Here is a 23,578-nt window from a genome sequence, read left to right on the forward strand (position 1 = left end):
TGGACGGAAGACGCTGATTGGGTGTTTTCTGGTTGGACTCGGTTTTAATTACCTATAGTTAAAAATAACTATAGGATCTAGTCGGTATAAAATATATTGTCCTTTAAAAGATAATAAAATTCATTCCGGGTCGAGATATATACAGGAAAAATCGAGTCTATTATCCCAAATAAAACATGGCTCAGGCAGATCGACGCGTTCAAAAGAGTCTTGAAAACTATACAACCACTGGCTGGTTAAAAGTAGGTGGACTCTACATGCATAACGTTCAACAAATTGTTCCGAAATCGGTTCTTGGGCGTATATCTGGCGCAACCTTAGCTATATTCGCTCTCATCGCCCAACCGGCTTGGTCTGAAAAATCTCTCGAGACCCTGATATCTCCCGTATTCGGGGAGAAAACTCGTTATTCCTTTCTTGATCAGACCCGCAGTGCACAAGACTTCGTACTAAACGAGCAAAGGTCGGGTATTTTACCGGCGGCCTCCGTGCTGCCAAACATCGGAAGACTGCTGATAAGAGCCCGTGATGGAGGAGCCAAGTCGTCCTGTACTGGGATAGCAATCAATCAAAGCTATTTCCTGACGGCAGCACATTGTGTCTGTAACTTGGTAGGTCTCAAAGCAAAGAACTACGAGGAATGCGAGGCCAGTCTAGATCGTCTATCGTTGAAATTATTTTTCCCGAACCGTGGATTTGTTGCGGTCGAAGGCCGACCTTTCGTAAATCCCATGTATCGCTCTCCCACCTATCTCGTTGAAGGCCAACCAGTTGATGTGGCAGATCTCGCTGTAATCAAGTTTCGACCAGATCTAAACATAGAGCCCATTCGGATTGGGGAGGGGCGGGGGAGATATATGGTGGTAGGCGCCGGGCTTATGTACTTTTCAATTCCCAAGGTTTTAAAGGAATTGGGTCTTCCCGAAGGAATTGCCTTACATGATGGAGTGTTCCACATATGGCGAAATCGGGAAGTTTTCTTCGACAGAGATGCATGTGGAGAAATGAACTCCTCTGACACTTTCTGTAATCTATTTGTTCCGTTACCAATTCTCAGAGGACCAACGCAAAGCAGCACGGTCTGTGTGGGAGACTCCGGATCGCCAGTCTTCAGACTTTCCGACTCCGGCACACCGTCCGTTGAAGGTGTCGCATCATATTTCTCACCAAAGCAAAATGAGCAATGCTTGGATAATGCCGCGAAGTGGAACTATTATGTGAATGTTGCAAACTATAAAAATTGGATCGAGGAATTTAAATATAATAATACAAGATTAGACAAAGTGAAAACGTGCGCATCAGCTCTATTCCGTAAGGGAGAGAGCGTAGATCTATTAGCATTCTCAGGATTTTTGTCGGCGACGGGCTTTGATGCGAGAAATACGGAAAGACCAAAAATCGATATTATCGCGAACAACAAGGAATGTGAAGATGACGAGGCTTTCGGTGTGTACGCTTGCAAAATAAAAAATTCCCCATTTACAAGCGTAAACGTGAATCATGGATTTGTACAACTAACACTATGCGAGGAATAGATGTTAAATCGTCGATCAACCTTGAGTCTTCTCCCAGCAACCCTTATGGTAGGCGCGCCTCACGGTGCCGCCGCCCAATCAAGCCCTCCAACACATGATGTTCTTGAACTACTACGCCCTGAAGATGATCCGACATTTGGTCCATTGATAAGCGGTCAGTCTAACATAGGCGGGGCGGTCGTCGGAGTTGGTCCATCGCGTCACGAAGAAATACAGCAAGCGTTCAGGATATTACTAGACGCTCCCCGCGGAGCTCCTCTTCTCTCGGTTGTCCGCTATTTTGAACAAATAGCCAAAACAAATGAAGATGGTGAGAAATTTAACGCAGAGTGGAAATCTAGATCAAACCCACTTATCACAGGCATGTTCGGTGTGACCGGAACATCTCCATCGAGTGGGGACCAGACATCCTGGTGTGCTGCCTTCGTTTCAACATGCCTCTACATCGCTCTCCTACCTAACGAGTACACTGCGCTCTCCGGCGGATATCGAAACTTTGGCAGCGATGCAATAAGCGACCCGAAAGAGGGGGATATCGCAGTATTTAGCAAATTCGGGCCGGAAGGTACTAAAGGCTTCGGCCACGTTGGTTTCTTTCTGAGAAATGAAAGCCGAAACGGAAAAGACGGCATTATCGTGCTGGGAGGAAATCAACGCGGAAGTACCGGTACGACCGGCGCGGTAACTGAAGCATGGTTTGCCAGTGAGAGCGAAGAGCTATACCTTCATGGTATTCGACGTATACCGGGAGTCTGAAATGAAAATTACAATTACTCTAGTTATGTTGATCCTCGGCGCAGGCCCTGTCCTTGCTCATGATGTGCAAGTTGATGGCGTAGGAGGCATCATTATAGGATGTACAAATGGCACCAGGGCGGTTGGTCACCTTCAAGGTACATCTGTAATGTTTGAGATTACGTATGCTGATGGTTCTCAATCTGGAATGTCTACGGAACCGAGTGGCGGTTCGCCAGATCCAGCTGTCGCAATTGGCGACGGAACAAGTTTGGCGAGTCAGGTTTGTAGTCAGTAGAACGTCATTGTGAGGCCGTTAATAACCAAACAGCTCTGAATGCTGATGAGTAGTGGCGTAATACAAAGAAAAGAAATACCGATTAGACTTGCGTAGCCCATGAACTCTGATCTTGCTTCTATATGCAGGAGCGACTCGTTCGCCGGGGCAATCGCCAGGAGACTTACGTGCGCAGGATCGCCGAGTATAAACGTATGCCTCGGCGATCCTGGTGACCTGACGATCTGTTCTATTTAGCACGGCGTCGGTTCTGGCCAAGTCCCGTCTTTTTGGCAAGAGCCGAACGCGTCTTGGCGTAATTTGGCGCAACCATCGGGTAGTCCGCCGGGAGATTCCACTTCGCGCGGTATTCATCCGGCGTCATATTGTAATGGGACTGGATGTGGCGTTTCAGCGATTTGAATTTCTTTCCGTCTTCAAGGCAGACGATATAGTCATCGGTAACAGACTTTTTGACGGAGATTGCCGGTTGGAGTGGTTCGGCGGCAGCCGGTGCTCTTAGCCCGCCTACGGACGTACTAAACGCCGCGTGCACCGAAGCAATGAATGCGGGAAGCTCAGACTTCTGAAGAGCGTTATTGCCGACATAAGCAGCCACAACATCGGCTGCGAATCCTATAACTGAATAGTCATCGTCACTCATTCTCGTTCCTCCACGCACGTCCGCTTAGCGGTAAGTAAGCTAGCCTTTGGAAAGCCGCTTAATCTGTCAAAGTGAAGGCAATCGAGTTATGGGAGCTCGAAAGCCGTTAACGGGCTATCAAAAGCGCCAGACCATATTAACGATTGGTCGAGTCCTCTGCTGAAATCGCAGGCGAACCGTTAACGGGGAATCGAATGTGGGTGACGATTGATTTGGGGCAGCTACTGGCGATCACCGCGAACGTGGTTGTTGTGGTTGGCGGAGCTTATGCCTTGTTTCAGTACCTGCGGAAGAAACTCCGGTGAAACTGGGGGACCTTTCACGACAGTTTGCCCTGACTTCTGTCTATTCACGCCACGCATCGATGGCGCTGAGACAAACATCAAACAGGTTAGGAACATCAATATTCGTGGCTTCTGGCATATTCGCTAGAAGGTAATCGACTCTTGGGTGCAGATTACCCTCTCGCCGCGCCTCGGTGATCGTTGCAGACCCCGCGACCATTAATGGCAACATCGACATCAGGGCTAATAAGTGTGCTTGGCGTGTGGCGATTGCAGACTTGAGGACAATGTGCGCATCGTCCCTTTCAAAGACTGAAAGTTCGCGTGGCCCCTTATATTGAGTGCTCCATGCTCGCCACCAAGCTTCTTCACGCGGAAACCCTGCCGTCGCGAAATGACGAATGGGGTTTCTAAGGATTTTGCGGCGCGAAGGTGTCGCCTCAGCGCCGACAACACGCACATGCTCCGCTCCGGCACGCTTACCCCGGAGAAACAGCCGCGACGTTTCGGCATGAATTTCCTTACCGCTAGGTCGATATTCGCGTCGATGGCCACCCCAGGAATGATAGCTAGCGAGTGAGTAGCCGCAAACTTTGTCATCAACGATGACATCGAGTTCGTCACCCACGAGAAATCGAGCCACTTCGTTATCTACCGCGTTGGCGAGCCGCTGATACCCCAAGTGCCCATGAAGAAAACGAGGCGGCGGGCGTGTGAGGCCCTCAAACAACGCCGGTTGTCTCGTTGCACCTGCCGCACTCCGAAACGCATCAAGATATCCCGCACTATAACGCGTGTCAGCGTCACCCTGGATTATGAGCACATCCTGGGGCTCAATACCTTTTGTCCGGGCAATGCGAGCTACGGTTTCCACACCTGTTGCACGTGGTGGCACATACCCCCGCTCTTGTTCGTTTGCAACGACCACGCTACCAGTGCGTGACGTTTGCTTGATTGCCTCCAAAGCTTGAGGCGTACCATCAGTTGATCCATTATCGACCAGGACAAGTAACGTGTCGTGGGGCGTAGTGAGTTCGTCGATACCAAAGCCCAGGGAGTGCGCCGCACCCGGAATCTGATCCCGTTCGTTGAGGCAAGGAATTACAACCGCCGTCAGCATATAAGGCCTCTTCTACGCTCGGCCAGCGTCTAGGTCAGGGCTCGTTGGGTTTGGCCGACGTCGAGACTGAGTCCCGACGCCAGACCATGATCTTTTGTTGGTCTTTCGCAGACGTCTCGTCGGCGAAACCGGCAGCCATCGCTGCCCGAATTGAGGCCATATTGGATTTTCGCATATGGGCGTAGATTACATCGTACCGGCTTGCAGCACAGGCGCGCGCATAACCAATCCGTCCGATACCGTGGCCCTGGCTTGCTTTGTTGAGATAAATCTGGATGGAGGCATGTTTTCCGATCGGCGGCTGATCGATGAGGTTGATGAACACTTGACCGGCTCTTCGCCCTTCATACTCAATACGCCAAGCTTCTCCGTCGGGACCGCCGCCCCGTCCCTTCGTACCCTTGGTTGGTACCAAATGGATATCTTGCGCTGAAATAAGCCCATGCTTCGTTGATGGATTGTTCGGCTTCGGCGGCGCAGACACTCGCGGCTTTCGAGGCCGCACCGTGGAGGTCATTCCACGATCAGGTTTATGTTCGCCATCAAGCTTAAGGCCTCGTGTCACGCTTTCGTCCACTCGGCTCCATAACTCCGCCGGAAAAAACCCCGGAGAGAATGCGAGAACAACATCCTCAATCCGCTCGGCAACTCTGCGGAGATTCAATGCTTTGACAAGATCGTCCATCTGGCGATCAATCGCTGCAGGAGGTGGATCCAGCCGCTCACTCCGGAAAGCCCAGTCGCTGTCCCCATCATACCGATTGCAGAAGTAATCTAGGTCGATGTGCAAAAGGATGGGGCGTCCGTCGACACCATCGAGCCAATCGTCGATCGATGGCGTTATTCGATAACGCCCACGTCCAATGCCCGGAGCTACCGGTGTCAGCCCGATGCCTAGGCGAGGTGCGCCTGGCTCCAACAGATTATCGGGCGTCGTGACACGCCGAATTTCAAAATCCTGCGTTCGCAGGGCCTTGGGAGGCTGACAAAGGTGCCGGACCTCCGCATGCGGCGCAATTGCCAGAAACGGAGCCATGAAGCTTCCCATTCCAATTGCACCACTCTCGATCGCCGCGATTACCGAGGACGGATCCCTCAAATCGCAATTCCGCCCGGAGATCAGGTCGCGCCAGCTAGAGCCCTCGTCTACAAGGCGCGGTGACCCGAGGTCCCGATGATCATCGACATGAAGGATGATCACAGATTCAAGCGCGGTAGGTCCGCGTCGCTCAAGCCAACGCGCCCAACTAACGAGCGTCCAACTATCGTAGAGGCACCGCGTCAGTCTCCCGTCGCGACGGAAAGCACTTGCCATCTCCTCGCGCCGGATATGGCCGCCCCACCATTTCAGCCCGACGTCTAGAGCAGGATCAATATGTCGTTCCGGATCCCCAGGCCAAGAAAGGGTGAGCGACCAGCCTTCGGGCGTTCGAACCGCCGAGGCGTCTTTGTCGCAAAAATACTCTCTCAGAACTGCGTGGCGCTGTGCGGCGTCGTCAGGCAAGCAATCAAGCGCGATCTGCAGGACCATTTCACGCAGTTCCAGGTTGCTGGCGCCTAGCCGCGTCTAGAGTCTCAATTAAAGCATTGCCCAGCGGCGTCATGCTACACGTTCGTAGAGTCGCGAAGCCGAGTTCAAGATTGCGGTCGGTATCCTTGAGCTGGTTAAGCGCACGCTCACGCATATACTGAGGACCAGCTTCGAGTACATGAGCCCAAAACCGCTTGAGTTCGACGAACACGAAGACGGCGTGCAGGAGGCCTGACGGCGGTCGCAAATCAGCGCGCCAAGGCGAGACAACCCGGGGAGCCGTCGGGCTAACCGTCGGGCCGAAACGCTCCAGCAGATACAGTTTCTGGTGTCGGTGTTCGTGGACGAGTGAATCGGCGAGGTCGTACGGGTCGATCAGTTGTTGGCCCTGTGACACGGAAACAAATAAAGCTCCAGGAACAGAGTCATCGCTGAAGGACACGATCTTCGCCGGATCCGCGGATGGATCGCGGACAAACTGGACAGCTCGACAGGCTCTCATTAGCTCGTCCGCCAATGCTGGCCGCCACCGACGAACGATCTCGAGTGCATCATGAACCAGCGGCATTGCTTCTACAGCGATTCTCTGCGGTTCAAACTCTATCTGGTCGCCAAAGGGTGCGCGCAACCACGCATCGTCCTCTGCTACAGCAAGCCCTCTAGGCCCCACCTTCCGGCTAGCCAACGCGCCCAGATATTCCCCATCTGCACGAAGAGGCTTGCCGTCAACGTCATGTACCATGGAGCCTACGGCATCGGCGAGCATGGCTCGTGTCCAAGCGACGACGCCCGGCTCACTAGCAAGCTGGGTCAAGAAACCCTCGCCACGTTCAATAAGCGCCTTGGCGGCTGCGGCAAGCTCATCACGCCGTAAAGCGTATTCAAGGGCAGAGCGAAAACGGGTTAAATAGGTCGAACGCGCGTCCTCAATCAGGAACTGCACTGCAGATTCTGAAGTCTCCGCTAGCTCGAAACGAGCCAAATCAAAATCAGGAGGAAGCCGAGAGCTTAAATCCTCCATTCCCGCACTTAAGCCATCAGTGAGACGCATTTTGACGTGGGAAATTAGAGCGAATAGCTCGTCGCAGTAGACGGACGGGTTCTTGAAGCTGTTGCCGTCATAGCGATGTGGGACGGATCCCCCACCGCAGATCTCAACTACCGTGCAACCAAGACACTTGGCGCTAAGGCCGTCTTTTCGCAGAAGTGCTCTGTGGGCTTCAATCCCAGGAGATGTGGCTACCGCCGAGATAGCCGCATCTAGAACCGTGCCAGATAAGGCTGTGGCGCCGTCCCGCACGATCTTAAGAACGTCGAGATCGTGATAGCTGCCGTCGGTTTCGATTGACAGGAGATTTACATCGCCAAAGCCAAAAGCATCCGTCGCAGAAGGCAAGCCGGCGGCGACGTCGAGCAGTGCCTCAAATGTGCGAACTGGCAGATGCGGATAGCGATCGAACCAAAGATCGAACGCGTGAATCAGCCATTCTTGGTATTGTAGCGGAAGCTGGTCGCGCCCTGGTGGTTGACGAAGATGATGGGCATCGGGGAGAAGGAAGTCGAGTTTCGGAGGGCGAAGCTCGTCAAAGAACGCAAACAGTTCTTCGGGAGCCACCGACGGATCAATTACAGCGATCACTCCAGCGAAGACGGCCGGCCGCTGTTGAAGCAACCGATAGCCCGCCATTACGCGATCAAAGCTTGATCGGCCCTTGTGGCTGGTTCGGTGAAGATCATTAGCCCACCGAGGCCCATCCAGGCTGAGCGAGACGGAAACGTCCGCCCTTTCCAATTCGTCAAGCGTCGTATTGCTAAGCAACAGTCCGTTAGTCTGCATTGCAAACTCAAGCTTGACTTCAGTTCCAACAGAAGCGCGCAACTCACCCGCGAAACTAACGATAGTATCCACGCCAGCTAACAGTGGCTCACCGCCATGGAAAACAATGACGGCGCGCTTCAGTGCGGCTTCCTTTGTATATTCAGAAAGGCGCGAGGCAAAAGCTTTCCGCACCTCAGCCGACATTGTCTTTGGCATAGTGCGCCAGCCTTGATCGGCATGATGGTATACATAGCAATAGTCGCAATCGAGATTGCATCGCGACGCGACTTTTAGCAGGAAGGAGGTGATCCGAGCTGCCACCAAGGTCAGCTCAAGAGCGATTATGCCGATGGTGCATGCGGTCGTAGCTCGTAATAACCTCACTAGCTTCCGCCGTCGCAAGGACACGGCTGCGCAGACGCTGGATCGCCGGGTTGACGGATTGGGTCCGGAGCACTGCGGTCTTCAGGGATTCGTCGTGCATCTCTTGAGTGGGCTGACTTGCAGAGGACATGGCAACTTCCCTATACGTGTTTTTGACTACTGCAATCTACACAAGAAATCTTGACATTGCAATCTCTTCAAAAACTATGCTTCATAGCAGCAGGCGTCGACAATAGAATTAAATATATACAGTATACTATGTGCATTAATTTGTAAAAAGTGGGCTAATTTATTGCGAATAAAGTGTAGTATGAAAATTACGACCGTTTGTTTGAATATTGTAATTTTCCAGATGAAAGAATACTTTGAATAAATTAAAGGGGATGGCGGGGGCTGAGTATTTTACATCATTATGGCGCAACTCGATTTATTCCATTACGCAGCACTAAGTGGCGGCCTGGATAGCAACACTCTTGTGGGGACAACGGCAAAATCGCCTACCACATGCGAGCCGCCACCGCCCGCTCCTCCGATCCCATAACATGGGTGTAAATGGCGGTGGTGGCGATATCCGCATGCCCAAGCCAACGCTGAATGAGATCCAGCGGGACACCACTGCGAACGGCATGCACGCCGAAGCCATGACGGAACCCCTTGGGCATGGCGTGATCACCGCGCACCCCAGCGGCCCTTAGAACCGTTTTGACAACCCGCCATGCCGACACCCGGCTCCACAGCCAAAACCGCTCTTGTGGGTCTTCATGACCTTCGGCAAGGCCCTTCAGGGCGCTCAGCAGTTCCGGCGGTGCCGGAACCTCCCGGACGACGACCGTTCCCCGCTTTTTCAGGCACCGGACAGCCACAATCCCCTCCTCGAACTGAACGTCTTCGGGCCGCAAGGCCAAGGCTTCGCTAATGCGAAGCCCAAGAAGCATGAGCGTCAGGCAAAAGGCTCGCTCGTCAGAAGGTATTCCCGACAATACCTCAAGAATGCGCCGCCGTTCCTCAGCATTGATATATTTTCTCCGGCCATTCCGTGAATAAAGGGATGCTCCCGCGCTCCCGGCCTTTTCGCGCACGCTCCCGCTTTCCCTTGTCATTGACCTGCGCCCCTGAAACAGAATTACCCATTCTGTTTCAGGGGATTGGGGTTTGGCGCCTTTTCAATCGGTTCGGCGCACTTCCTTCAAATTATAAGCAAGCTACCCACTCATAATCAACAAGTGAATACGCAAATTTCCAGCCAGAAAGACTTTGGGTAATTCCGTTTCACCTCATAAGGCTCTCCAGCGCGCGGCAGGTACGCTATGAAGATCGTTCGAAGCGTGGCTTTTCTTCCTGTGTTGTTGCTTGCTTCCTCCCTGTTCGCTCGGGCCGATGACGGGCTCGGAAAATGGCAGTTCGACCCGAGCCCCGACACCCCTCACGCGACCCTCGATAGCGGCCCCGATTTTCCGAAGATTGAGGTGTCGTGTGTTGCTGCCGATGCTCTCGGCTACCGGTTCACGATGCGAAACGGCGCAGCTCCCAACTACATCACGCTCCTTAACTACGATAACAACGAGGACCTCAGTATCGAGGCCTCGGGCTTCATGCCCCGGAAAAACGCCGCGCGTCTCATTGGCTGGTTGGCCGAGACCCTGAAGCAAGCCAAGGCGGACGGGAGCAACCGGCCCGAAAGCGAGTTCGTAACGCAGTTTGGCGTCAACGGCGGCATGCCGACGCCCGTCCCGATCGGTGGGCTGATGGCCGTCCGTGAACGGCTACGCCCCCTATGCGCTGGAAATAAGGAAGCTGCTGCAACCTCACCGGCATCGGTGCCGATGACGGATGGACCGAATGAGCGCTTTTACGGCGTGTGGCTGGGCCTGAACAGCGATCTGCACTTGAACCCGGACGGGACGTACAAGATCACATTCGCTGACCGTAGTGAGACCGGCAGTTGGTCGGCCAGTGAGACGGACTTGGTGTTCAAATCCGAGGAGTCTGTCTCGGTCTGTGGCTACGACAAAACCGTTGAAACCCATCTCCTTCTCGCGCCATCCGCCAGCGCCGGGGCAAGCACGCCCTGCCGCATACAGGGGGCGTACTGGAGTGAGAAACGCGCGGAAACCAGCGCTTCCACGATGCCATTCGCCTGTACCGTGAATGCAAATGCCGTCCGGAGAATCTCAAGCCCACTGCTTCAGTTCAGAATATTCGATGGCTCAGGCCCTGTTCTTCTGGCCGCCGACAGCAAGGACAGGATCGTTTATCTCCACAAGGACGGCGTGGACAGGCATTTTGTCGTGCGTAACGACAACATCTATCAGGACCATATTGCCTTTATGGTCAGATTCGACAAAGGAGATTTTCAGAACATCGAGATTTCGAAGGATGGCGGCATGTTTAACATGAGCTATTACCCATCAAAATGCAGCCAATCCGGCGGTATGTCCGTATGTGCCCAAGTGGTTTCTTATCCCATTGGCACCTGCATGAAGGTGGTGCGATGACGGAGTCCCTCCCCACCACCCTGAAATCCCCAAGGGAGCCGTCTTCCGTGCCTCGTTTGAACCTTTTGGCGGCCCTTGCCGCCCTGATCCTCACGGGCTGCTATCAGGTAAACGATCCCGTCCTGACCAAGGGCGAGTATGCCCCCGTGGCGGGGTCGTATGCCTGCACCAACCGGCTGGACGGCTCGCCACTCGTCGACAGCCTTGTGGAGCAGAAAAGCGGCTTCTTCAGCCCGGATTACCGCTACCTGACCGACGACAAGGTCGAGGTGATGTTTGCTGACCTTGGTAATGGCCTCTACCTCTCGCAGGTGAACCAGAAAGGAAACCCCATTGCCTTGGCCTTCATGGAGCCGACCGCCAAGGGCATGGAGTTTTACGTGGTGAACGCCATGCTGGCGGCACCGCAGATCGATACGCTCTCGCGTCAGAACGGCGTTACACCCCACCTGCTTCAGACGGGGTGGATACCGCTTTCGGGCACCGCCGCTGACATCAAGGCGTTCCTTGCCAGCCACTCGAAGGGAATGCTTCTGCCCGTCCTGAGCTGCACGAAGAAATAACGAAGCGAGACGCTTAGGTGCCCTATGGGGCGTAGGTCATGAGCCAGACCTTAAATTCAGGGCGCATTTTCCCAATTGAAGCAAGGTAAAGCGCAATATCAAACCGGCGATGTCCTTCAATGAGCAAATACCCTTTGGGAATAGGATGATAGGTTGGAACGGGATCAATTCCTGGCTGAAGGTGACCGTCGAGATTGTTCAGGACAATAATGGGCGCTGGGAAATCGCCGTGTTCGAACATGTACGCTGGCGTTTTGTAGGGCGAATTCCTGAGCCTTCTCACTATGGCTTGTCCACGTTCACGACATACTCTCTGATCTCCGCTGAAGTTCGACGAGCCAGACAAAATGCTTTCCAGACATTCTGGAGTCCAATCCACCAGATCAAATCGATACCAAGCGGACGGAAGGTAGCTAAATGGCGAGTGGCTCCAGTGCTCGTGGAGCCAAAATCTCGCAACGTTCTCCGGCACGCGGGGGAAAGCATCGCGGACGCGAGCCCACCACTCCTCAAATGGAGTGGCTACTCCTCCACCCTCTTCAAATTCGGGAGCAAGATGCACGGGATAATTGTCCATTCTGCTCTCTCGCCTGGCTACTTCATGTTTGAAAGCCAGCCATAGAGGTATCGGCCGAGTGGGTCTATCGCCGGTAAGGCAAACGGCGGATGTAAGTTTCATCTCGCAGGGCTTGAAGACGCTGTTCCAGAGTCGGATGTGTTGACAGAAGCGTCTTCGGATTGGCGCGGATCATCATCCGGGCATAGGCGAGGTATTCCGGGGACGGCTGTGCTCGGTCGGCATGGATGTCCCGAAGGGCCTCCATCATGGCGTCCTTGCCGATAAGGGCCGCTCCGGTGGCGTCGGCCCAGAACTCCCTTGTCCGGGAGAGGCGCATCAGCATCAGTTCGCCCAGGAACCCGAGGATCCACCGCACGAAGACCTTCCCGCGTTCCCACCAGAAAAGATACCACGTGAGGGCGTTCTGGAACGAGGTGGCATACTGCATCCGCCGCATGTCCCGGTTGGCCACATGAGCCAGCTCGTGCGCGGCGATCGCCAGAATGCTGCGCGCCGGTAGTCGGTCCACAAGGCTCTGGCTGAAACTCACCACGGCTTTTTGCGGGGATGAACCCGCCGCGAAGGCGTTCATGGCCTGATCCGGGTAGACGCCAACGGATGGGCACGGGATGTCCAGCTTCGTGGCCAGTGCCGCCACCCCTTTTGTCAGCGGATGATCTGCCGGAAGAATCTTGGTTCGGGTATGGCTGATGACCCGGTCGCGGGACCGGGACACGCCGATCGAGCCGAACACAAAGCCAAAGACCGGCACAAACAACAGCGCCGGGAAGAAGAACGTCACGACAGCCAGTGTGCCGAAGCCCGTAAGGCCCAAGAGAATGCTGCCTAGGAAAACCCCGAGCCAGGCGCTCAGGATCAAAGCGATTTTCTGCCCAACGCCGCCGTGGGCAAGGCGGCGGGTATCCAGTTCCGGTAAGGTCGCGCTCATAGCTTATTCCCCCACGGTATAAGCCCCGGCCCGTTCCTTCAGCGACGGGCTCAGGGAATACTCGGTCAGATGCAGCTTGGTCGGCCGAAGCCCGCGCACCTGTAAAATGCTCTGGCGGATGCCCCGGCCCGTCCAGCCTGAAAGCAGCTCCATCACCTCATCCGGCGTGAGCAGGGGGCGCCCGGTAAGCTCCACGGAGTCGGAAGGTTCTGCGGAAAGATCCCGGTTCCCGGAAAAGGATCGATAGGCCACCGTGGTTTGCCCGAGATAGCTTCCCACCAGCCCGCCAGTCATCGGATCGTCGACCCCGAAGAACTGCTTCACGGAGCAATTGAAGAACGGACGCCAGGCATCCTGAGGATAATGCTCACGCAGGGCGCCCTCGTCTTGAAGGAAGAACCAGAGGCGCACGCCCGCACCCGCATGGGTGCGAATGGCGTCCCGGAATTCCGGGTAGGAGCCGAGCGACAGGAATTCATCGAGGACGAAGAGGACGGGGATATCCGGCCGGGTCGGGTTCCGCGTCATCGCGCTCAAGGCGGAGCGCAGGATGACTTTGAGCCACGGGGCGTAAGGCGTCATGAGATCAAACGGCACATCGAGGTAGACCGTGGCGGGCCGGTCTTTTAGATCCTCGAAATCGAAATCATGCTGGCTGCATGTCTGGTAGATACCGTCATCGCTCCACAGGGACAGTTTGGCGTTGAGCGTGTCGCGCAAGGTGGGGAGTGCTTTGCCGCGATCCTTGCCCAGAACATTGGTGGCCGCTTCCTGAACGCTGGGCATGTCGTCCAGCCCCGCCATGAGGGAGGCCAGAGCCCTGAAGTCATCCAGCGGTGCCGCCAGAAACCGCCGCACCGTGCCGAGGTGGCGCAGAGGCTCGGGGCACTTTTTCTTCACGTAAAGAATCGTGGCCGTCACGAAGGCCACGGCGTCTTCGATGAAGAACGCCGATGCACGGGGATCGGCGGGAAACATGAGTTCCGCAAGGGCACGGGCGTCCGATTGGGACCGGACGCGCGCCAGCGGGTTATAGCTGCTCCGGATAAAGTTCGCCGTTGTGGGGTTGGTGCCGTCATCGAACGGGGCAAGCCGGTAGACGGGGCCGACGTTTTCCCGGCGCCACTTGGACGTGGCCGCGTACAGCTCTCCCTTGGGGTCGAGGACAACGGCGCTGCCCTTGTACCGGAGCAGGTTCGGTATGATCGCTGTGACGCCCTTACCCGACCGTGTCGGCGCAAGGGTGAGCAGATGCCCCTCTTCGTCCCAATGAAAGAAGCGTGGCCCGCTTTGCCCTTGAAAGGTCCCCAGAACGATGGAGCGTGGGTTGTCCAGGGCCTCCCGTCCCTTGAGTTGGTTCCCAATCTCGCTCTCATCCGCCCACCGGCCCGAGCCGTGGATGGGCGGTGGTGAAGTCAGAAGATCGTCCCGTTCCTTCTGGGCTTTGCGGGCTCGCTCGGCCCTTTCCAGAACACCCCGGTGGTCTTTGCCTGCCTTGATAGCGTCCACAACGTCTTGAGCTATCTGGGGACCATAAAGGGCATCGACCTGGTTCCGGACACGCCTCGCGTGCAGCGTCCGGAAGAACCAGGTGCTCGCTTTGTGATAGTGCTGAAAGTCCCCTAACGTCCGCGACAGGTCGCCGACCGGATCGAAATCTTTCATGGCAGATGCCCCACAGAGGGCAGCCTGCCGCAGTTTTCCAAATGTTAATATTTGTGGCGAATGCGTATCGTCGGTTGAGTATCTAGTGACTTACCCGCAAGGCATCCGATGCCCTAGTCAATATCGCCCGTGCCATGATCTCGCTAGCCGGTCGGAGAGACGCTGCTTGGCGGTGCGATCAGCGTCAGGGTCGAACTCATCGTCTTCTTCTTCGAATTCAGGCCATAGCATAAGCAGCGCATAGCCTTCCTGCTGATGAAGAACTTGCTCGTAAAGAGCGGGCGGGCGCTTGCCCCATTCAGATATGAGCCATTGGTCACTAGAAGCTTCCTCAAGCTGGGATATTGCAGTCAATCCGCGTGTGCGCCAATAAATGCAAGATCGAGGCACTAAGCCGCCTTGCTCCACGCTAAGACGAGGAGCTTTTAGAGCCCGATAAGACCGCAAGACCTTGCCTTCATGGACAACAATCATGGTGATAGGCTCACCATGATACAGCGTATAAGCACGCGCGGCGGCGTCTTTACTAACTTCGAAGTCTTTATGAATCCGGAGGACGGTAGCAATATTGGGGTCACCGTAGCGTGAAAGGTAAGGGCGCAGCAGCGGCGGCGGCATGAGCATTAACGCGGCAAACTTGTTTGCCTCCACTTCCATGCGCTCATAAGCGTTCTGCTCAGCTGCCGACCAGAGTCGCATATCGTCGCGAGAGCAAAGGAAAGCATCGTTCTTCACTGGCCGGTGCATTGGGATGAGGAAGTGCCCGAGTTCATGCCCGATGGTGAATCTGCGGCGCCCAGCGCGCGCCAGCTTGTTAACAAGGATGACGCCGCGACTACGGTGGGCATCCATCAATAGGCTACCTTCGAAACCTTCCGCTTCAAGCTCGCGGATTTCGATAATATCGAGTGCAGCTGCCAGCGCCTCGATCGGCACAGGTGGGGCGAGTCCCGGCTCGGCTTTTAGAATTTTGGTCACAAGCCCCTCAGGGGAGCCTGTTCCATCCAAATCGAGCCGGGTTATCTGCATGCTCACCCATCCTTGCTTTTTAAGCGCTCGATCATTTGCTGAATGACATCCAAGTCTCGACCGGAAAGGTCCTTTAGTTCCCGATACATTCCCAGCACCCGAGACCCTTCCTCTTCCTCTGAGGGATTCTCACCAACGAGATCGATAACGGCAACGCCTAGCTTGTTCGCCAGGTTGGTGAGCAGCTCTATCGATGGATTCTTGCTGCGTCCGGTTTCCAGGTCCCAAATATGAGCCTTTGACACTTTCGTCGCGTCAGCCAGGTCCTGCAGCGACAACTTTTTTTTCATCCGGAACGCTTTGATCCGGTCCGCAAGGGCCATTACCTACCTCTAAGTTGTTGATTATAAGCGAGGACATTCCCTGTCCATACGAATTTGTACCAGAATACTTGACTCCCGGCAATGTACAACTTAATCTGTACGAAAGTGTTTGGTCATCCGAACGCTGAGTCAAGAAAGGGCCTGCCATGACCATTATCGATACGGCGGAAGGCGATCTCGCCAATGATCGCGACCGGTTCACCGCCCAGATTGCCGACGAGACGTTTGCGTTTCGCGACTTTCACTTCAACGACCGGAGAGTAACGGGTTCGCAGATTGCCGAAGCGTTCGGCGCATATCCGCTGACCGATTATGTGGTCCTCCATCACCTTCCGAACCACCAGCTTGAAACGCTTCGGCCGAATGAGACGGCGGACCTGAAAGACGGCGCCCACCTGTTCGTCATCAGGGGCGACGGTACTGACCGTTTCTTCGTTGACGGCATCCCTCTCGAATGGCCACGCAAGGCTTTGACAGGCGCTAACATCAAATGGTTGGCCGGAAAGGATGAGGATCTTGAGCTGGTGCTGGAGCGTCAGGATCAGCCAGACAAGGTTATCGGCGATGATGAAGAAGTCCGCATAGGCAACCCAGGTGTTGAAAAGCTCTACACTCGCCCTGCGCAGGTCAGCATAACCATTGTCGTCAATACTCGGCCGAAGGTCTGGAACAAGAAGCGGATTAGCTTTGAAGAGCTGGTCGCTATCGCGTTTCCGACGCCGCCTCCTGGTCAGAATATCGTCTACACGATTGGCTATTTTGACGGCCCTCCGAACCGGCCGGAAGGTTCACTAACCGAAGGGGAATCTGTGCGCGTCCGCGACCAGATGGTGTTCGATGTCAAATTCACTGATAAGTCTTAACCCCGACCTCCAACAGCTCGTGGCAGAGGGCTACGAGCTTGAGATTGTTGCGGACCATCTTGTTGTCCGCAACGTCCCCTTCGTCAATGCGGAGCGACAGGTTCGGCGCGGCTCACTTATCTCCGAGCTGAACCAGGCGTCCCGAATACCGGGGACGCACGTCATCATGTTTGAGGGTGGCATTCCTTGCAACAAGAGCGGGATGCCTCTCAACCAAATCTTCCTTTCTACGGATCAGCAAAAGATCGCTGAGCGCCTCGTGGCTGATTGTTCGTTCTCGAGCAAACCCCCGGAGGGCTATCCCAATTATTATTTGAAGGTCACGTCATACGTCGCAATTTTGCAGAACGAAGCGCAGGCAATTGACCCAAGCGCTACTGCACGGACTTGGCGCGTTATCCCTAACACAGATGCCGACTCCCCCTTTGAATATCTCGATACCGCGTCCAGTCGTGCAGGCACTACCTATGCGAGTCGCAAACTAAAGCAGGAAAATGTTGCTATTGTGGGGCTCGGTGGCACAGGATCCTACGTGCTGGATCTCATCGCCAAGACGCCAGTTCGCAACATTCATCTCTTCGATGGCGACAAGTTCGGCCAACATAATGCGTTTCGCTCGCCCGGCGCGCCGTCACTGGGGCATCTCCAGACCATCCCTTACAAGGTGGACCATTGGGCGAGCATCTACAGCAATATGCATCGTGGCATTGTCCCGCACCGCGCCTCAATCGATGCCGAGAATGTCCATTTATTGAATGAAATGGACTTCGTGTTTGTGTGTGCTGATGCTGGTTCAGCAAAGAGTTCTCTCTTCGCGGAACTGGAGCGCGCGGGTGTTCCTTTTATCGATACGGGCATGGGGCTGGATCTCGCAGGGGACACGCTGCATGGCATGCTCACCGTTACGCTCAGCACGCCCAACAAGCGGGACCATGTTTCTAAACGCGTATCGTTTGCCGGGGATGGCCACGAGAATATTTACGCGAAGAATATCCAGGTTGCGGATCTTAACATGCTCAATGCAGCGCTGGCTGTGGTGAGATATAAGAGGTTTCTCGGTTTCTACGATGATAAACGGCGTGAGCATTTCATGAATTATGTGATTAGCGGCAACACGCTTATCAGCGAGGATCGGACATGAGGCCTCCCGTTATTCTGCGTCATGTGTTCGTCGATTCCGTGCCTGAACAGATGGAAGATGGAGTTATCTATGTCTCCATTCGCTACCGTACCGTTATGCACCGGTGTTGTTGCGGATGTGGAAGCGAGGTGGTCACACCACTAAGTCCGACCGATTGGAAACTCACCTTCGATGGAGTGTCGGTGTCGCTGGACCCGTCAGTTGGTAACTGGAGCCTGAATTGTCGTTCTCACTACTGGATAAAGAACAACAAAGCGGTTTGGGCTGGCGCTTGGTCGGACGAGAAGGTTGCTGCTGGCAGGGTAAACGATAAGCAGGTCAAGGAGCGTTATTTTGACCGATCCAGTCCAGCCCAGCCATCAGGGCCTATTGCCGCACCTTCGAAGATGACAAATGGATGGACTGCTCGGATCAGATCTCTTTTTTCCAAGTTTTTGCGACACTAAGAGTGAGAGAAAATATGGGGGACGGTCATAACTTTAGGCAACTAAAGGAGGCAATTCTCGCCCACAGCCAAGCGCAAGACTGGGAAATTGCACGCAAGGAATGGAGCCTCGTTCGCGTAGCTACCGCCGATGAGCCGGAGACTTGCCCATGCGGGCATTTCCCGATTCTTGAGATTTGCACCATTGCTAATCAGATAACTGGACACCGGATCGATGTGGGGAACCGCTGCGTTAAGCGGTTTCTAGGCGTGCGTTCGGATCTGATCTTCGCGGCCATTAAGCGCATTCAATCGAATATAGAGAAGAGCCTGAATGGTGATGCCATCGTCTTCTTTCATCAATGTGGTGTTCTAAATAATTGGGAATACAGCTTCCTTCAGGATACGATGCGACTACGACAGTTAACCCTTGCTCAGAAAGTTAAACGGCAGTCAATCAACGAAAAGGTCATTGCCGCCGTCGCGAAGCGAGGATTCCATGGATAAAAGCTTGAGGGAATGGCGTGGAAAAAGTAGTGATCGAGGAAATCTTAACAAAATCCCTATCAGATCTCTATGCCGAGGAGGGGATGCTTTTCAAACTCGATGTCGCGGAGCGTACTATCTGCGCCCGCTTTGCGGCGATCTTACAGCGATATTTCACCAACCATTCGGTTCACGCTGAATACAATCGGCATGGTGTTTATCCGAAAGAAATTGACATGCCGAATGCCGATGGCGTGTTGACCTCCAGCCTGGTGAGTCCGGATATTATCGTTCATTTGCCGGGACACGACCAGGCAAACATCCTTGTTATTGAAGCGAAAAAGACATCGAACCCTATGTCGGACCTTGCCGATCTTTCGAAGCTGGAGCGGATTAAGCATCAAATTGGGTATCAGCATGCGGTTTTTCTGCGGCTACCAATTGGCGACGATGCATTGGCTGAGAACGTTCAGATTAGTTGGGTCAGCTAGATTTCATTCTCACTTCCGGTCATGCCATACGCCGCCGGCGGAACCGCCGGTTTCAAAGGCTCAAGCGTGAACACGCGAGCCCCTTTTCCTTTAAAGGCTCAGCGGAAGCTGTCCTTGGAGACGACAGCAGAACTGCTGTTTTAGAGCGAAACGCCTTCGGAACCGAAGGCTAAGCGGGTGCTTTGGCAAACACCGGTAGCAAACAGCTAAGGCGCCCAACGGCGCCTTAGCTGCTCCTCCTCACCACGAAATCACCAGTTCCGGATATTCTCCCGCGCTCAAAGGGCGGCGGATATCCGGCTCGGTGAACGTCGGTCGCCAGACGTAGTGGAACTCCTCCTCATCAAGCCATTCCTCAAGGGCGCGAGCCGCGTCGGTATCTGACAGGTCGAACGGCAGCTCCTGGACAATGCGGTAATGCCGATATCCTTGGAACGCGACCTCGTCGATAGCCGTAGCAACGGCTGCCGGGCTGAATATCTTGCCCGCATACTTGTTCCGCAGGTTGGTCGCCATCATGAAATTTCCCTCGGAGCGTTTCATTGGAAGGCGCTCCCCAGGTACACGTCGGTGACTTTCAGGCGTCCATGGCCCAACTCGCCGGAAATATGGTGACGGGCGGAGCGGTCGGCCTCGCGTTCCTTGGCGGTCATGTCTGCCCAACGCTTGCCGCCAGCCAACGGGCAGGCTTGGCCGGTCAGCACCGCATAGCGCTGCTGGGCATAGGCGTGTCGAAACCCGTGCGTGTTGCGGATGCCCGCTTTGAGGGTTTGGTACTCGAACCGTTTGAGCTGTTCGACATAAGTGAGTTGCGCGGGAATGAGAGAGCCGCGACCTGGTACGAGCCTCACGACGTGCTGAAGCACCTGTCGCTGTTCCAGGGTGGCGATAGGTATCGTGCGCGCCCGCCCTCCCTTGGTCCAACTGGAATGTAAAGCGATATGGTCGGAGCGGATTGCTACTTGGGGCTGGAACTTCATGGCCTCCTCGCGCCGCAGGCCAAACGCGGTCTGCAACAGGATGGAAGCCTTGATATGCGGGCATTCAATGCTCTGGAATTTCGTATGGTCGAGGATCTGCGCGCGGTTGCGCGTGACCTCTCCCCGTTCGGCAACGCCGTAGGTAGCGTTATCGCGGCTGACGACATTCGGTTTGTTGATCTTTTCGGCCCACCAACGGAGCCAGGTCAGGCGGTTGCGGATGCTGGCGTCCGTCATGTCGGCATCGAGCCACCTTTCCACCAGCGCCTCAACGTGTTTGGGCTTGAGGGAGGCAGCCGACGGCAATTTATAGCCGAGATCGCTTAAGTCGTCCGCCATCGCGGTTAATCCACGTCGGCGGTTCGTTTGTGTGCCGTAAGAGCCGTCCTTGTTGCGGTGGCACAGCCGCACCAAGTCCATGGTCAAATCGCCCATCTTGCTCGCTTCCTTTTTGAGAGGTTGGTGAGTGTTGATGGCCGATGCCTGTCCGTAGATCAGGTCACCCCGCGAAGGTCACTCGCGGCAGGAGCCGGAATGCGTAGTCATGTCCTTCATTCGGTAAAAGCCTCCCAAGCTAGCCGGGTGGCTGGCCTGTAGGGTTTGCCCTGTTGGGCACCCGATGCCCGTCCGGTTTCATGGGACATGGCACGGGAAGAACGCCGCCGCGGCGGCGCGCGAATGGTTTGAGCATGCATGATGCTCTCCTTTCTTGATGGGAAAACGGGGAGGAAGATGGATCAGGCGCTAGGCGTGATCTGGCGGCATTGTGAACATCGCCGGGGGTATAATGCCAGCATGATGCGGCAGAAATGATCGGTGCCGCGCCGTCGCCCGGCGCGTCATTCGGGCGTCATGTGGCGGCGTTTGCGGGAAATCGGCGGCTGTCTTGGGCCGGAAGCCGGTCCGTCACTCCCCAATGGATTGGCGAGTGACGGACCTTCCGCCGCCCGCACGGTCGGATGTAGGACATCCGACCTCACCCACCTTCAGCCCCGCCCCATGCTCGTATCCTGGCGCGCATCCGACACGGGTGGCAACTATGCCCTGCCCGCGACAACCCGCCAGTCGTGTGCCGCCGCTACGCGGTCTCCCGAGCACAGACTGGCAGAACGCCGCTTAAGGCAGAGCAACACTGCCCATCGACGACGCTTTATTGACTTGCAAAAGGGACCGCGCTTCGCCTGGGGGAATGTGATTAACAGCCGCCCCAAAAGGTAAACGATTACGCAGCAAACGACCTCGAAGCTCCCATGCACCGTTATCGATCTGACTTTCATGCCGTTGCGCTTCAACTGAAATGCTGTTGTCTCTTTCTGTTGATCTTTAAAGGAAGTACAAGGAATCGCCCAATTTGGCATTTCCCCGCTATCGAGCTAGTGTTAATTAGATAAGGTATTGGACAATTTTCTAGAGATTGCTCAGCCTCACATAGTGTGAAATATAGTGTAATCTGAGTTATTTTCCGTCGTGCGTGTAAACATAGTGGACTAATCTCTAAGAGATATAATATATTTATGTAGAATTTTGCCACGAAAAGTCTGCTGTCGTGTAAATGAACCCAGGAGAAAAAAATGAAATCTGCGATTGTGACGGGTGCGTTAAAGCCTGGAATTGGCGCGGCTACCACTAGGCTATTGTTGTCCGAGAATTATAAGGTATTTGGGACACGAGATGTGGGCTCAGAAATAGAAGAGCTTGGAGTAGATTCCGGTTCACTAGAGATACATGAGGTAGATCATGGATCATCAGCCTCAATTGATGAATTTTGCGAGAAATTTCGAGATTTGAAAATCGATTCGTTTGTTAACACTCATATGTTTTTCAATATGGAGAACCAAAGTGAGTTTGATCACGAGCAATGGGAAAGAAGTATATATGTAAATCTTACCATGCCAAATAGGTTTTTCAGAAATTTGTTTCCGTATCTATCCGACGGATCAAGCATTGTTACCATATCAAGCACTGAGGCTTTTATAGGTTCTTTCGGAGCCAGTGCTTATGCCGCGTCAAAGGCCGCAATACATAATTTAATTAAAACATGGGCCAATGTTGGAGGCAAGAAAGGTATTCGTTCAAATGCGATCGCTGCGGGTTGGATCGGCGGGGTAATGGATACTGATGATGTTTTTAACCTATCGCGAGAAATCACGCCTTTGGGTCGATTGGGTAGTCCGGAGGAAATAGCGAATGTGGTAGCCTTTTTGCTTAGCGACAAGGCATCATTTGTGAATGGATCTGTTATCACCGTAGATGGAGGTTATTCCGGGGTGGATAGAATATCTAAGTTTGAATTCGATAGCGTTCAACAATGACAATTTCAATGTATTGGTCGTCGATTGGGGGGGGGGCATTATGGCGTGGTGGTGGTCCTTAGTTGTAGCTCTTGTCGAGGTCTTTTTCCTCTTCGGAGTGGGAATATATCTTTCGGCCGATCCTAAGTATTCTGCATTGTCGGCCATTTGGATGATCGTCAGCGTCGTCCTTGTAGTTCATAGGCAATTCCTAGTCTTTGAATTTAGGAATGAAATGAAGGAAACCAAAAAAAACCTGGAAAATACTTTCAACGTGCTGGTCTCCCCAATTAAGAAAGCATCCGAAATTGTCGACCTAAGTGCAAGCTCTGAAATTGGAAGTGTTGGGATTATACTGTCTGAGTATTTACGTTTGAAAGAGGAGAGATTATCTCCGGAGAGGACAAGAATAATAGAATCCGCAATAGCTTCATTGAAGTTATTAAATTCTTCTATGAAGACACCAACTCTTGAGGAGCCTGATTTTTATAGATGGCTGTACCGAGAGTTTGACGATGCTGCGCCGGGATCACGAATACAGATAGTGTCAATGGATGAACCTGTTGAATGGAATAATACGATACAAGAACAGACATATTTTGAGAAAAATAAAGCAGCAGCTAAGCGGGGGGTAATGGTTGAGAGGGTATTTTTCTTTTCTGCGGAGAGGCTAAAGGAAGCACGGAAAAATAAGTTTATACTAGCTCATGCAGAGGCGAACACGACTCGACTTATTGGGCGCAGGGTGGACCGAGAAAGTTTCATTAAATCAGCCCCCACCGCTGTTAAGGATGCGGGGCAGGGGTTCGTATTAATCAATAGCAAATTTGCAATAGTCGATGTGTTCTCCCCCGATGGTCAGGTTCGCGGATATGTTACTTTTGATCAATCTGAAGTTCAAAAATATAAAGAAACGTTTCAAAAATTCTATGGGTTATCTGCCCCTCTTGTATTTGACGAGAATATTTAG

24 protein-coding genes are annotated in these 23,578 nt (G+C 53.9%); 11 read left to right on the forward strand and 13 right to left on the reverse strand.

What is annotated here, in order from left to right:
• Positions 1–176: 176 nt before the first annotated feature.
• Both G522_RS29420 and G522_RS29925 read left to right on the forward strand, forming a co-directional pair.
• The gene (locus G522_RS29420) at positions 177–1,535 is read left to right on the forward strand and encodes a trypsin-like serine protease (protein ID WP_084632742.1); all 1,359 of its coding nucleotides are present in this window, start codon (positions 177–179) and stop codon (positions 1,533–1,535) included.
• Positions 1,536–2,291 carry a C40 family peptidase gene (locus G522_RS29925; protein WP_156886814.1) on the forward strand — a complete coding sequence of 252 codons (756 nt, stop codon included), beginning with the start codon at positions 1,536–1,538 and terminating at the stop codon, positions 2,289–2,291.
• A gap of 506 nt (positions 2,292–2,797) precedes the next feature.
• Here the strand turns inward: G522_RS29925 and G522_RS0104390 are convergent.
• The 6 genes from G522_RS0104390 to G522_RS0104420 form a co-directional block, all read right to left on the reverse strand.
• On the reverse strand, positions 2,798–3,211 hold the full coding sequence (locus tag G522_RS0104390; RefSeq protein WP_026789989.1) for a Ros/MucR family transcriptional regulator: 414 nt from the start codon (positions 3,209–3,211) through the stop codon (positions 2,798–2,800).
• A 345-nt stretch (positions 3,212–3,556) separates the two neighbouring features.
• The gene (locus G522_RS29425; RefSeq protein WP_084632744.1) at positions 3,557–4,615 is read right to left on the reverse strand and encodes a glycosyltransferase family 2 protein; all 1,059 of its coding nucleotides are present in this window, start codon (positions 4,613–4,615) and stop codon (positions 3,557–3,559) included.
• A 34-nt stretch (positions 4,616–4,649) separates the two neighbouring features.
• Entirely contained in the window at positions 4,650–6,146 is a 1,497-nt protein-coding gene (locus G522_RS30360) for a GNAT family N-acetyltransferase (protein ID WP_210162884.1), read from the reverse strand.
• Position 6,147: 1 nt separating this feature from the next.
• On the reverse strand, positions 6,148–8,286 hold the full coding sequence (gene yhhB, locus G522_RS0104415) for a cyclophane-forming radical SAM/SPASM peptide maturase YhhB (RefSeq protein WP_245586589.1): 2,139 nt from the start codon (positions 8,284–8,286) through the stop codon (positions 6,148–6,150).
• Positions 8,287–8,296: 10 nt separating this feature from the next.
• The gene (yhhA, locus tag G522_RS30730) at positions 8,297–8,479 is read right to left on the reverse strand and encodes a YhhA family cyclophane-containing RiPP (RefSeq protein WP_425414042.1); all 183 of its coding nucleotides are present in this window, start codon (positions 8,477–8,479) and stop codon (positions 8,297–8,299) included.
• A gap of 367 nt (positions 8,480–8,846) precedes the next feature.
• Positions 8,847–9,428: a tyrosine-type recombinase/integrase gene (locus tag G522_RS0104420; RefSeq protein ID WP_026789992.1), complete on the reverse strand. Its 582-nt coding sequence runs from the start codon at positions 9,426–9,428 to the stop codon at positions 8,847–8,849.
• Between the two features lie 228 nt (positions 9,429–9,656).
• On the opposite strand from G522_RS0104420, the gene G522_RS0104425 reads away from it, so the two are divergent.
• Both G522_RS0104425 and G522_RS0104430 read left to right on the forward strand, forming a co-directional pair.
• Positions 9,657–10,844, forward strand: a complete 1,188-nt coding sequence (locus tag G522_RS0104425) for a hypothetical protein (protein WP_026789993.1) — start codon at positions 9,657–9,659, stop codon at positions 10,842–10,844.
• Complete coding sequence (locus G522_RS0104430; RefSeq protein ID WP_156886815.1) at positions 10,841–11,407, forward strand: hypothetical protein; 567 nt, start codon at positions 10,841–10,843, stop codon at positions 11,405–11,407. Before G522_RS0104425 ends, G522_RS0104430 begins: the two co-directional genes overlap by 4 nt.
• Before the next feature lie 22 nt (positions 11,408–11,429).
• Here G522_RS0104430 and G522_RS29930 read toward each other — a convergent pair whose 3' ends face one another.
• The 5 genes from G522_RS29930 to G522_RS0104450 all read right to left on the reverse strand — a co-directional run bounded on the left by G522_RS29930 (position 11,430) and on the right by G522_RS0104450 (position 15,932).
• On the reverse strand, positions 11,430–11,984 hold the full coding sequence (locus tag G522_RS29930) for a hypothetical protein (protein ID WP_156886816.1): 555 nt from the start codon (positions 11,982–11,984) through the stop codon (positions 11,430–11,432).
• Between the two features lie 64 nt (positions 11,985–12,048).
• Positions 12,049–12,915, reverse strand: coding sequence for a M48 family metalloprotease (locus G522_RS25605; RefSeq protein WP_051228299.1), 867 nt, complete (start codon positions 12,913–12,915; stop codon positions 12,049–12,051).
• Between the two features lie 3 nt (positions 12,916–12,918).
• The gene (locus G522_RS0104440) at positions 12,919–14,580 is read right to left on the reverse strand and encodes a type IV secretory system conjugative DNA transfer family protein (protein WP_051228301.1); all 1,662 of its coding nucleotides are present in this window, start codon (positions 14,578–14,580) and stop codon (positions 12,919–12,921) included.
• Positions 14,581–14,697: 117 nt separating this feature from the next.
• On the reverse strand, positions 14,698–15,609 hold the full coding sequence (locus G522_RS0104445; RefSeq protein WP_026789996.1) for an ImmA/IrrE family metallo-endopeptidase: 912 nt from the start codon (positions 15,607–15,609) through the stop codon (positions 14,698–14,700).
• A gap of 2 nt (positions 15,610–15,611) precedes the next feature.
• Entirely contained in the window at positions 15,612–15,932 is a 321-nt protein-coding gene (locus G522_RS0104450) for a helix-turn-helix domain-containing protein (RefSeq protein WP_026789997.1), read from the reverse strand.
• A gap of 146 nt (positions 15,933–16,078) precedes the next feature.
• Between G522_RS0104450 and G522_RS25610 the strand changes: the two genes are divergently transcribed.
• From G522_RS25610 to G522_RS0104470, 5 genes are read left to right on the forward strand one after another with little or no spacing between them, the layout of a single operon-like run.
• Positions 16,079–16,795: a multiubiquitin domain-containing protein gene (locus tag G522_RS25610; protein ID WP_051228303.1), complete on the forward strand. Its 717-nt coding sequence runs from the start codon at positions 16,079–16,081 to the stop codon at positions 16,793–16,795.
• Entirely contained in the window at positions 16,770–17,936 is a 1,167-nt protein-coding gene (locus tag G522_RS0104460) for a ThiF family adenylyltransferase (RefSeq protein ID WP_026789998.1), read from the forward strand. Before G522_RS25610 ends, G522_RS0104460 begins: the two co-directional genes overlap by 26 nt.
• Positions 17,933–18,382: a ubiquitination-like system serine protease family protein gene (locus G522_RS30735; protein WP_084632746.1), complete on the forward strand. Its 450-nt coding sequence runs from the start codon at positions 17,933–17,935 to the stop codon at positions 18,380–18,382. The genes G522_RS0104460 and G522_RS30735 overlap by 4 nt, the downstream gene beginning before the upstream one ends.
• Positions 18,334–18,867: a hypothetical protein gene (locus G522_RS0104465; protein WP_245586590.1), complete on the forward strand. Its 534-nt coding sequence runs from the start codon at positions 18,334–18,336 to the stop codon at positions 18,865–18,867. Before G522_RS30735 ends, G522_RS0104465 begins: the two co-directional genes overlap by 49 nt.
• Positions 18,868–18,896: 29 nt before the next feature.
• A complete protein-coding gene (locus G522_RS0104470; protein WP_026790000.1) occupies positions 18,897–19,337 on the forward strand; it encodes a hypothetical protein in 441 nt (146 codons plus the stop codon).
• Positions 19,338–19,577: 240 nt separating this feature from the next.
• On the opposite strand, the gene G522_RS0104475 is transcribed toward G522_RS0104470, so the two are convergent.
• Both G522_RS0104475 and G522_RS0104480 read right to left on the reverse strand, forming a co-directional pair.
• Positions 19,578–19,880 (reverse strand): hypothetical protein, encoded by a 303-nt coding sequence (locus G522_RS0104475; protein WP_026790001.1) that lies wholly within the window; start codon positions 19,878–19,880, stop codon positions 19,578–19,580.
• Positions 19,877–20,752 (reverse strand): phage integrase N-terminal domain-containing protein, encoded by an 876-nt coding sequence (locus tag G522_RS0104480; protein WP_026790002.1) that lies wholly within the window; start codon positions 20,750–20,752, stop codon positions 19,877–19,879. Before G522_RS0104480 ends, G522_RS0104475 begins: the two co-directional genes overlap by 4 nt.
• 1,136 nt (positions 20,753–21,888) lie before the next feature.
• Between G522_RS0104480 and G522_RS29435 the strand changes: the two genes are divergently transcribed.
• Both G522_RS29435 and G522_RS29935 read left to right on the forward strand, forming a co-directional pair.
• The gene (locus G522_RS29435) at positions 21,889–22,629 is read left to right on the forward strand and encodes an SDR family NAD(P)-dependent oxidoreductase (protein WP_084632748.1); all 741 of its coding nucleotides are present in this window, start codon (positions 21,889–21,891) and stop codon (positions 22,627–22,629) included.
• Between the two features lie 40 nt (positions 22,630–22,669).
• Positions 22,670–23,578, forward strand: a complete 909-nt coding sequence (locus tag G522_RS29935) for a hypothetical protein (protein ID WP_156886818.1) — start codon at positions 22,670–22,672, stop codon at positions 23,576–23,578.

Origin of the sequence: Pleomorphomonas oryzae DSM 16300 (assembly GCF_000422965.1) — a bacterium.
Classification (GTDB): Bacteria; Pseudomonadota; Alphaproteobacteria; order Rhizobiales; family Pleomorphomonadaceae; genus Pleomorphomonas; species Pleomorphomonas oryzae.

What these genes read in the sequence shown, in the direction of transcription:
- G522_RS0104425 (WP_026789993.1), top strand. Translation starts at nt 9,657, where the DNA reads ATGAAGATCGTTCGAAGCGTGGCTTTTCTTCCTGTGTTGTTGCTTGCT.
- G522_RS29935 (WP_156886818.1), top strand. Translation starts at nt 22,670, where the DNA reads ATGGCGTGGTGGTGGTCCTTAGTTGTAGCTCTTGTCGAGGTCTTTTTC.
- G522_RS0104390 (WP_026789989.1), bottom strand. Translation starts at nt 3,211, where the DNA reads ATGAGTGACGATGACTATTCAGTTATAGGATTCGCAGCCGATGTTGTG.
- G522_RS29425 (WP_084632744.1), bottom strand. Translation starts at nt 4,615, where the DNA reads ATGCTGACGGCGGTTGTAATTCCTTGCCTCAACGAACGGGATCAGATT.
- G522_RS29925 (WP_156886814.1), top strand. Translation starts at nt 1,536, where the DNA reads ATGTTAAATCGTCGATCAACCTTGAGTCTTCTCCCAGCAACCCTTATG.
- G522_RS29420 (WP_084632742.1), top strand. Translation starts at nt 177, where the DNA reads ATGGCTCAGGCAGATCGACGCGTTCAAAAGAGTCTTGAAAACTATACA.
- G522_RS0104430 (WP_156886815.1), top strand. Translation starts at nt 10,841, where the DNA reads ATGACGGAGTCCCTCCCCACCACCCTGAAATCCCCAAGGGAGCCGTCT.
- G522_RS0104475 (WP_026790001.1), bottom strand. Translation starts at nt 19,880, where the DNA reads ATGAAACGCTCCGAGGGAAATTTCATGATGGCGACCAACCTGCGGAAC.
- G522_RS29435 (WP_084632748.1), top strand. Translation starts at nt 21,889, where the DNA reads ATGAAATCTGCGATTGTGACGGGTGCGTTAAAGCCTGGAATTGGCGCG.
- G522_RS25605 (WP_051228299.1), bottom strand. Translation starts at nt 12,915, where the DNA reads ATGAGCGCGACCTTACCGGAACTGGATACCCGCCGCCTTGCCCACGGC.
- G522_RS0104465 (WP_245586590.1), top strand. Translation starts at nt 18,334, where the DNA reads ATGGACTGCTCGGATCAGATCTCTTTTTTCCAAGTTTTTGCGACACTA.
- G522_RS0104450 (WP_026789997.1), bottom strand. Translation starts at nt 15,932, where the DNA reads ATGGCCCTTGCGGACCGGATCAAAGCGTTCCGGATGAAAAAAAAGTTG.
- G522_RS29930 (WP_156886816.1), bottom strand. Translation starts at nt 11,984, where the DNA reads ATGGACAATTATCCCGTGCATCTTGCTCCCGAATTTGAAGAGGGTGGA.
- G522_RS0104460 (WP_026789998.1), top strand. Translation starts at nt 16,770, where the DNA reads ATGTCAAATTCACTGATAAGTCTTAACCCCGACCTCCAACAGCTCGTG.
- G522_RS0104440 (WP_051228301.1), bottom strand. Translation starts at nt 14,580, where the DNA reads ATGAAAGATTTCGATCCGGTCGGCGACCTGTCGCGGACGTTAGGGGAC.
- G522_RS30735 (WP_084632746.1), top strand. Translation starts at nt 17,933, where the DNA reads ATGAGGCCTCCCGTTATTCTGCGTCATGTGTTCGTCGATTCCGTGCCT.
- G522_RS30360 (WP_210162884.1), bottom strand. Translation starts at nt 6,146, where the DNA reads ATGGTCCTGCAGATCGCGCTTGATTGCTTGCCTGACGACGCCGCACAG.
- yhhA (WP_425414042.1), bottom strand. Translation starts at nt 8,479, where the DNA reads ATGTCCTCTGCAAGTCAGCCCACTCAAGAGATGCACGACGAATCCCTG.
- G522_RS0104445 (WP_026789996.1), bottom strand. Translation starts at nt 15,609, where the DNA reads ATGCAGATAACCCGGCTCGATTTGGATGGAACAGGCTCCCCTGAGGGG.
- G522_RS25610 (WP_051228303.1), top strand. Translation starts at nt 16,079, where the DNA reads ATGACCATTATCGATACGGCGGAAGGCGATCTCGCCAATGATCGCGAC.
- G522_RS0104480 (WP_026790002.1), bottom strand. Translation starts at nt 20,752, where the DNA reads ATGGGCGATTTGACCATGGACTTGGTGCGGCTGTGCCACCGCAACAAG.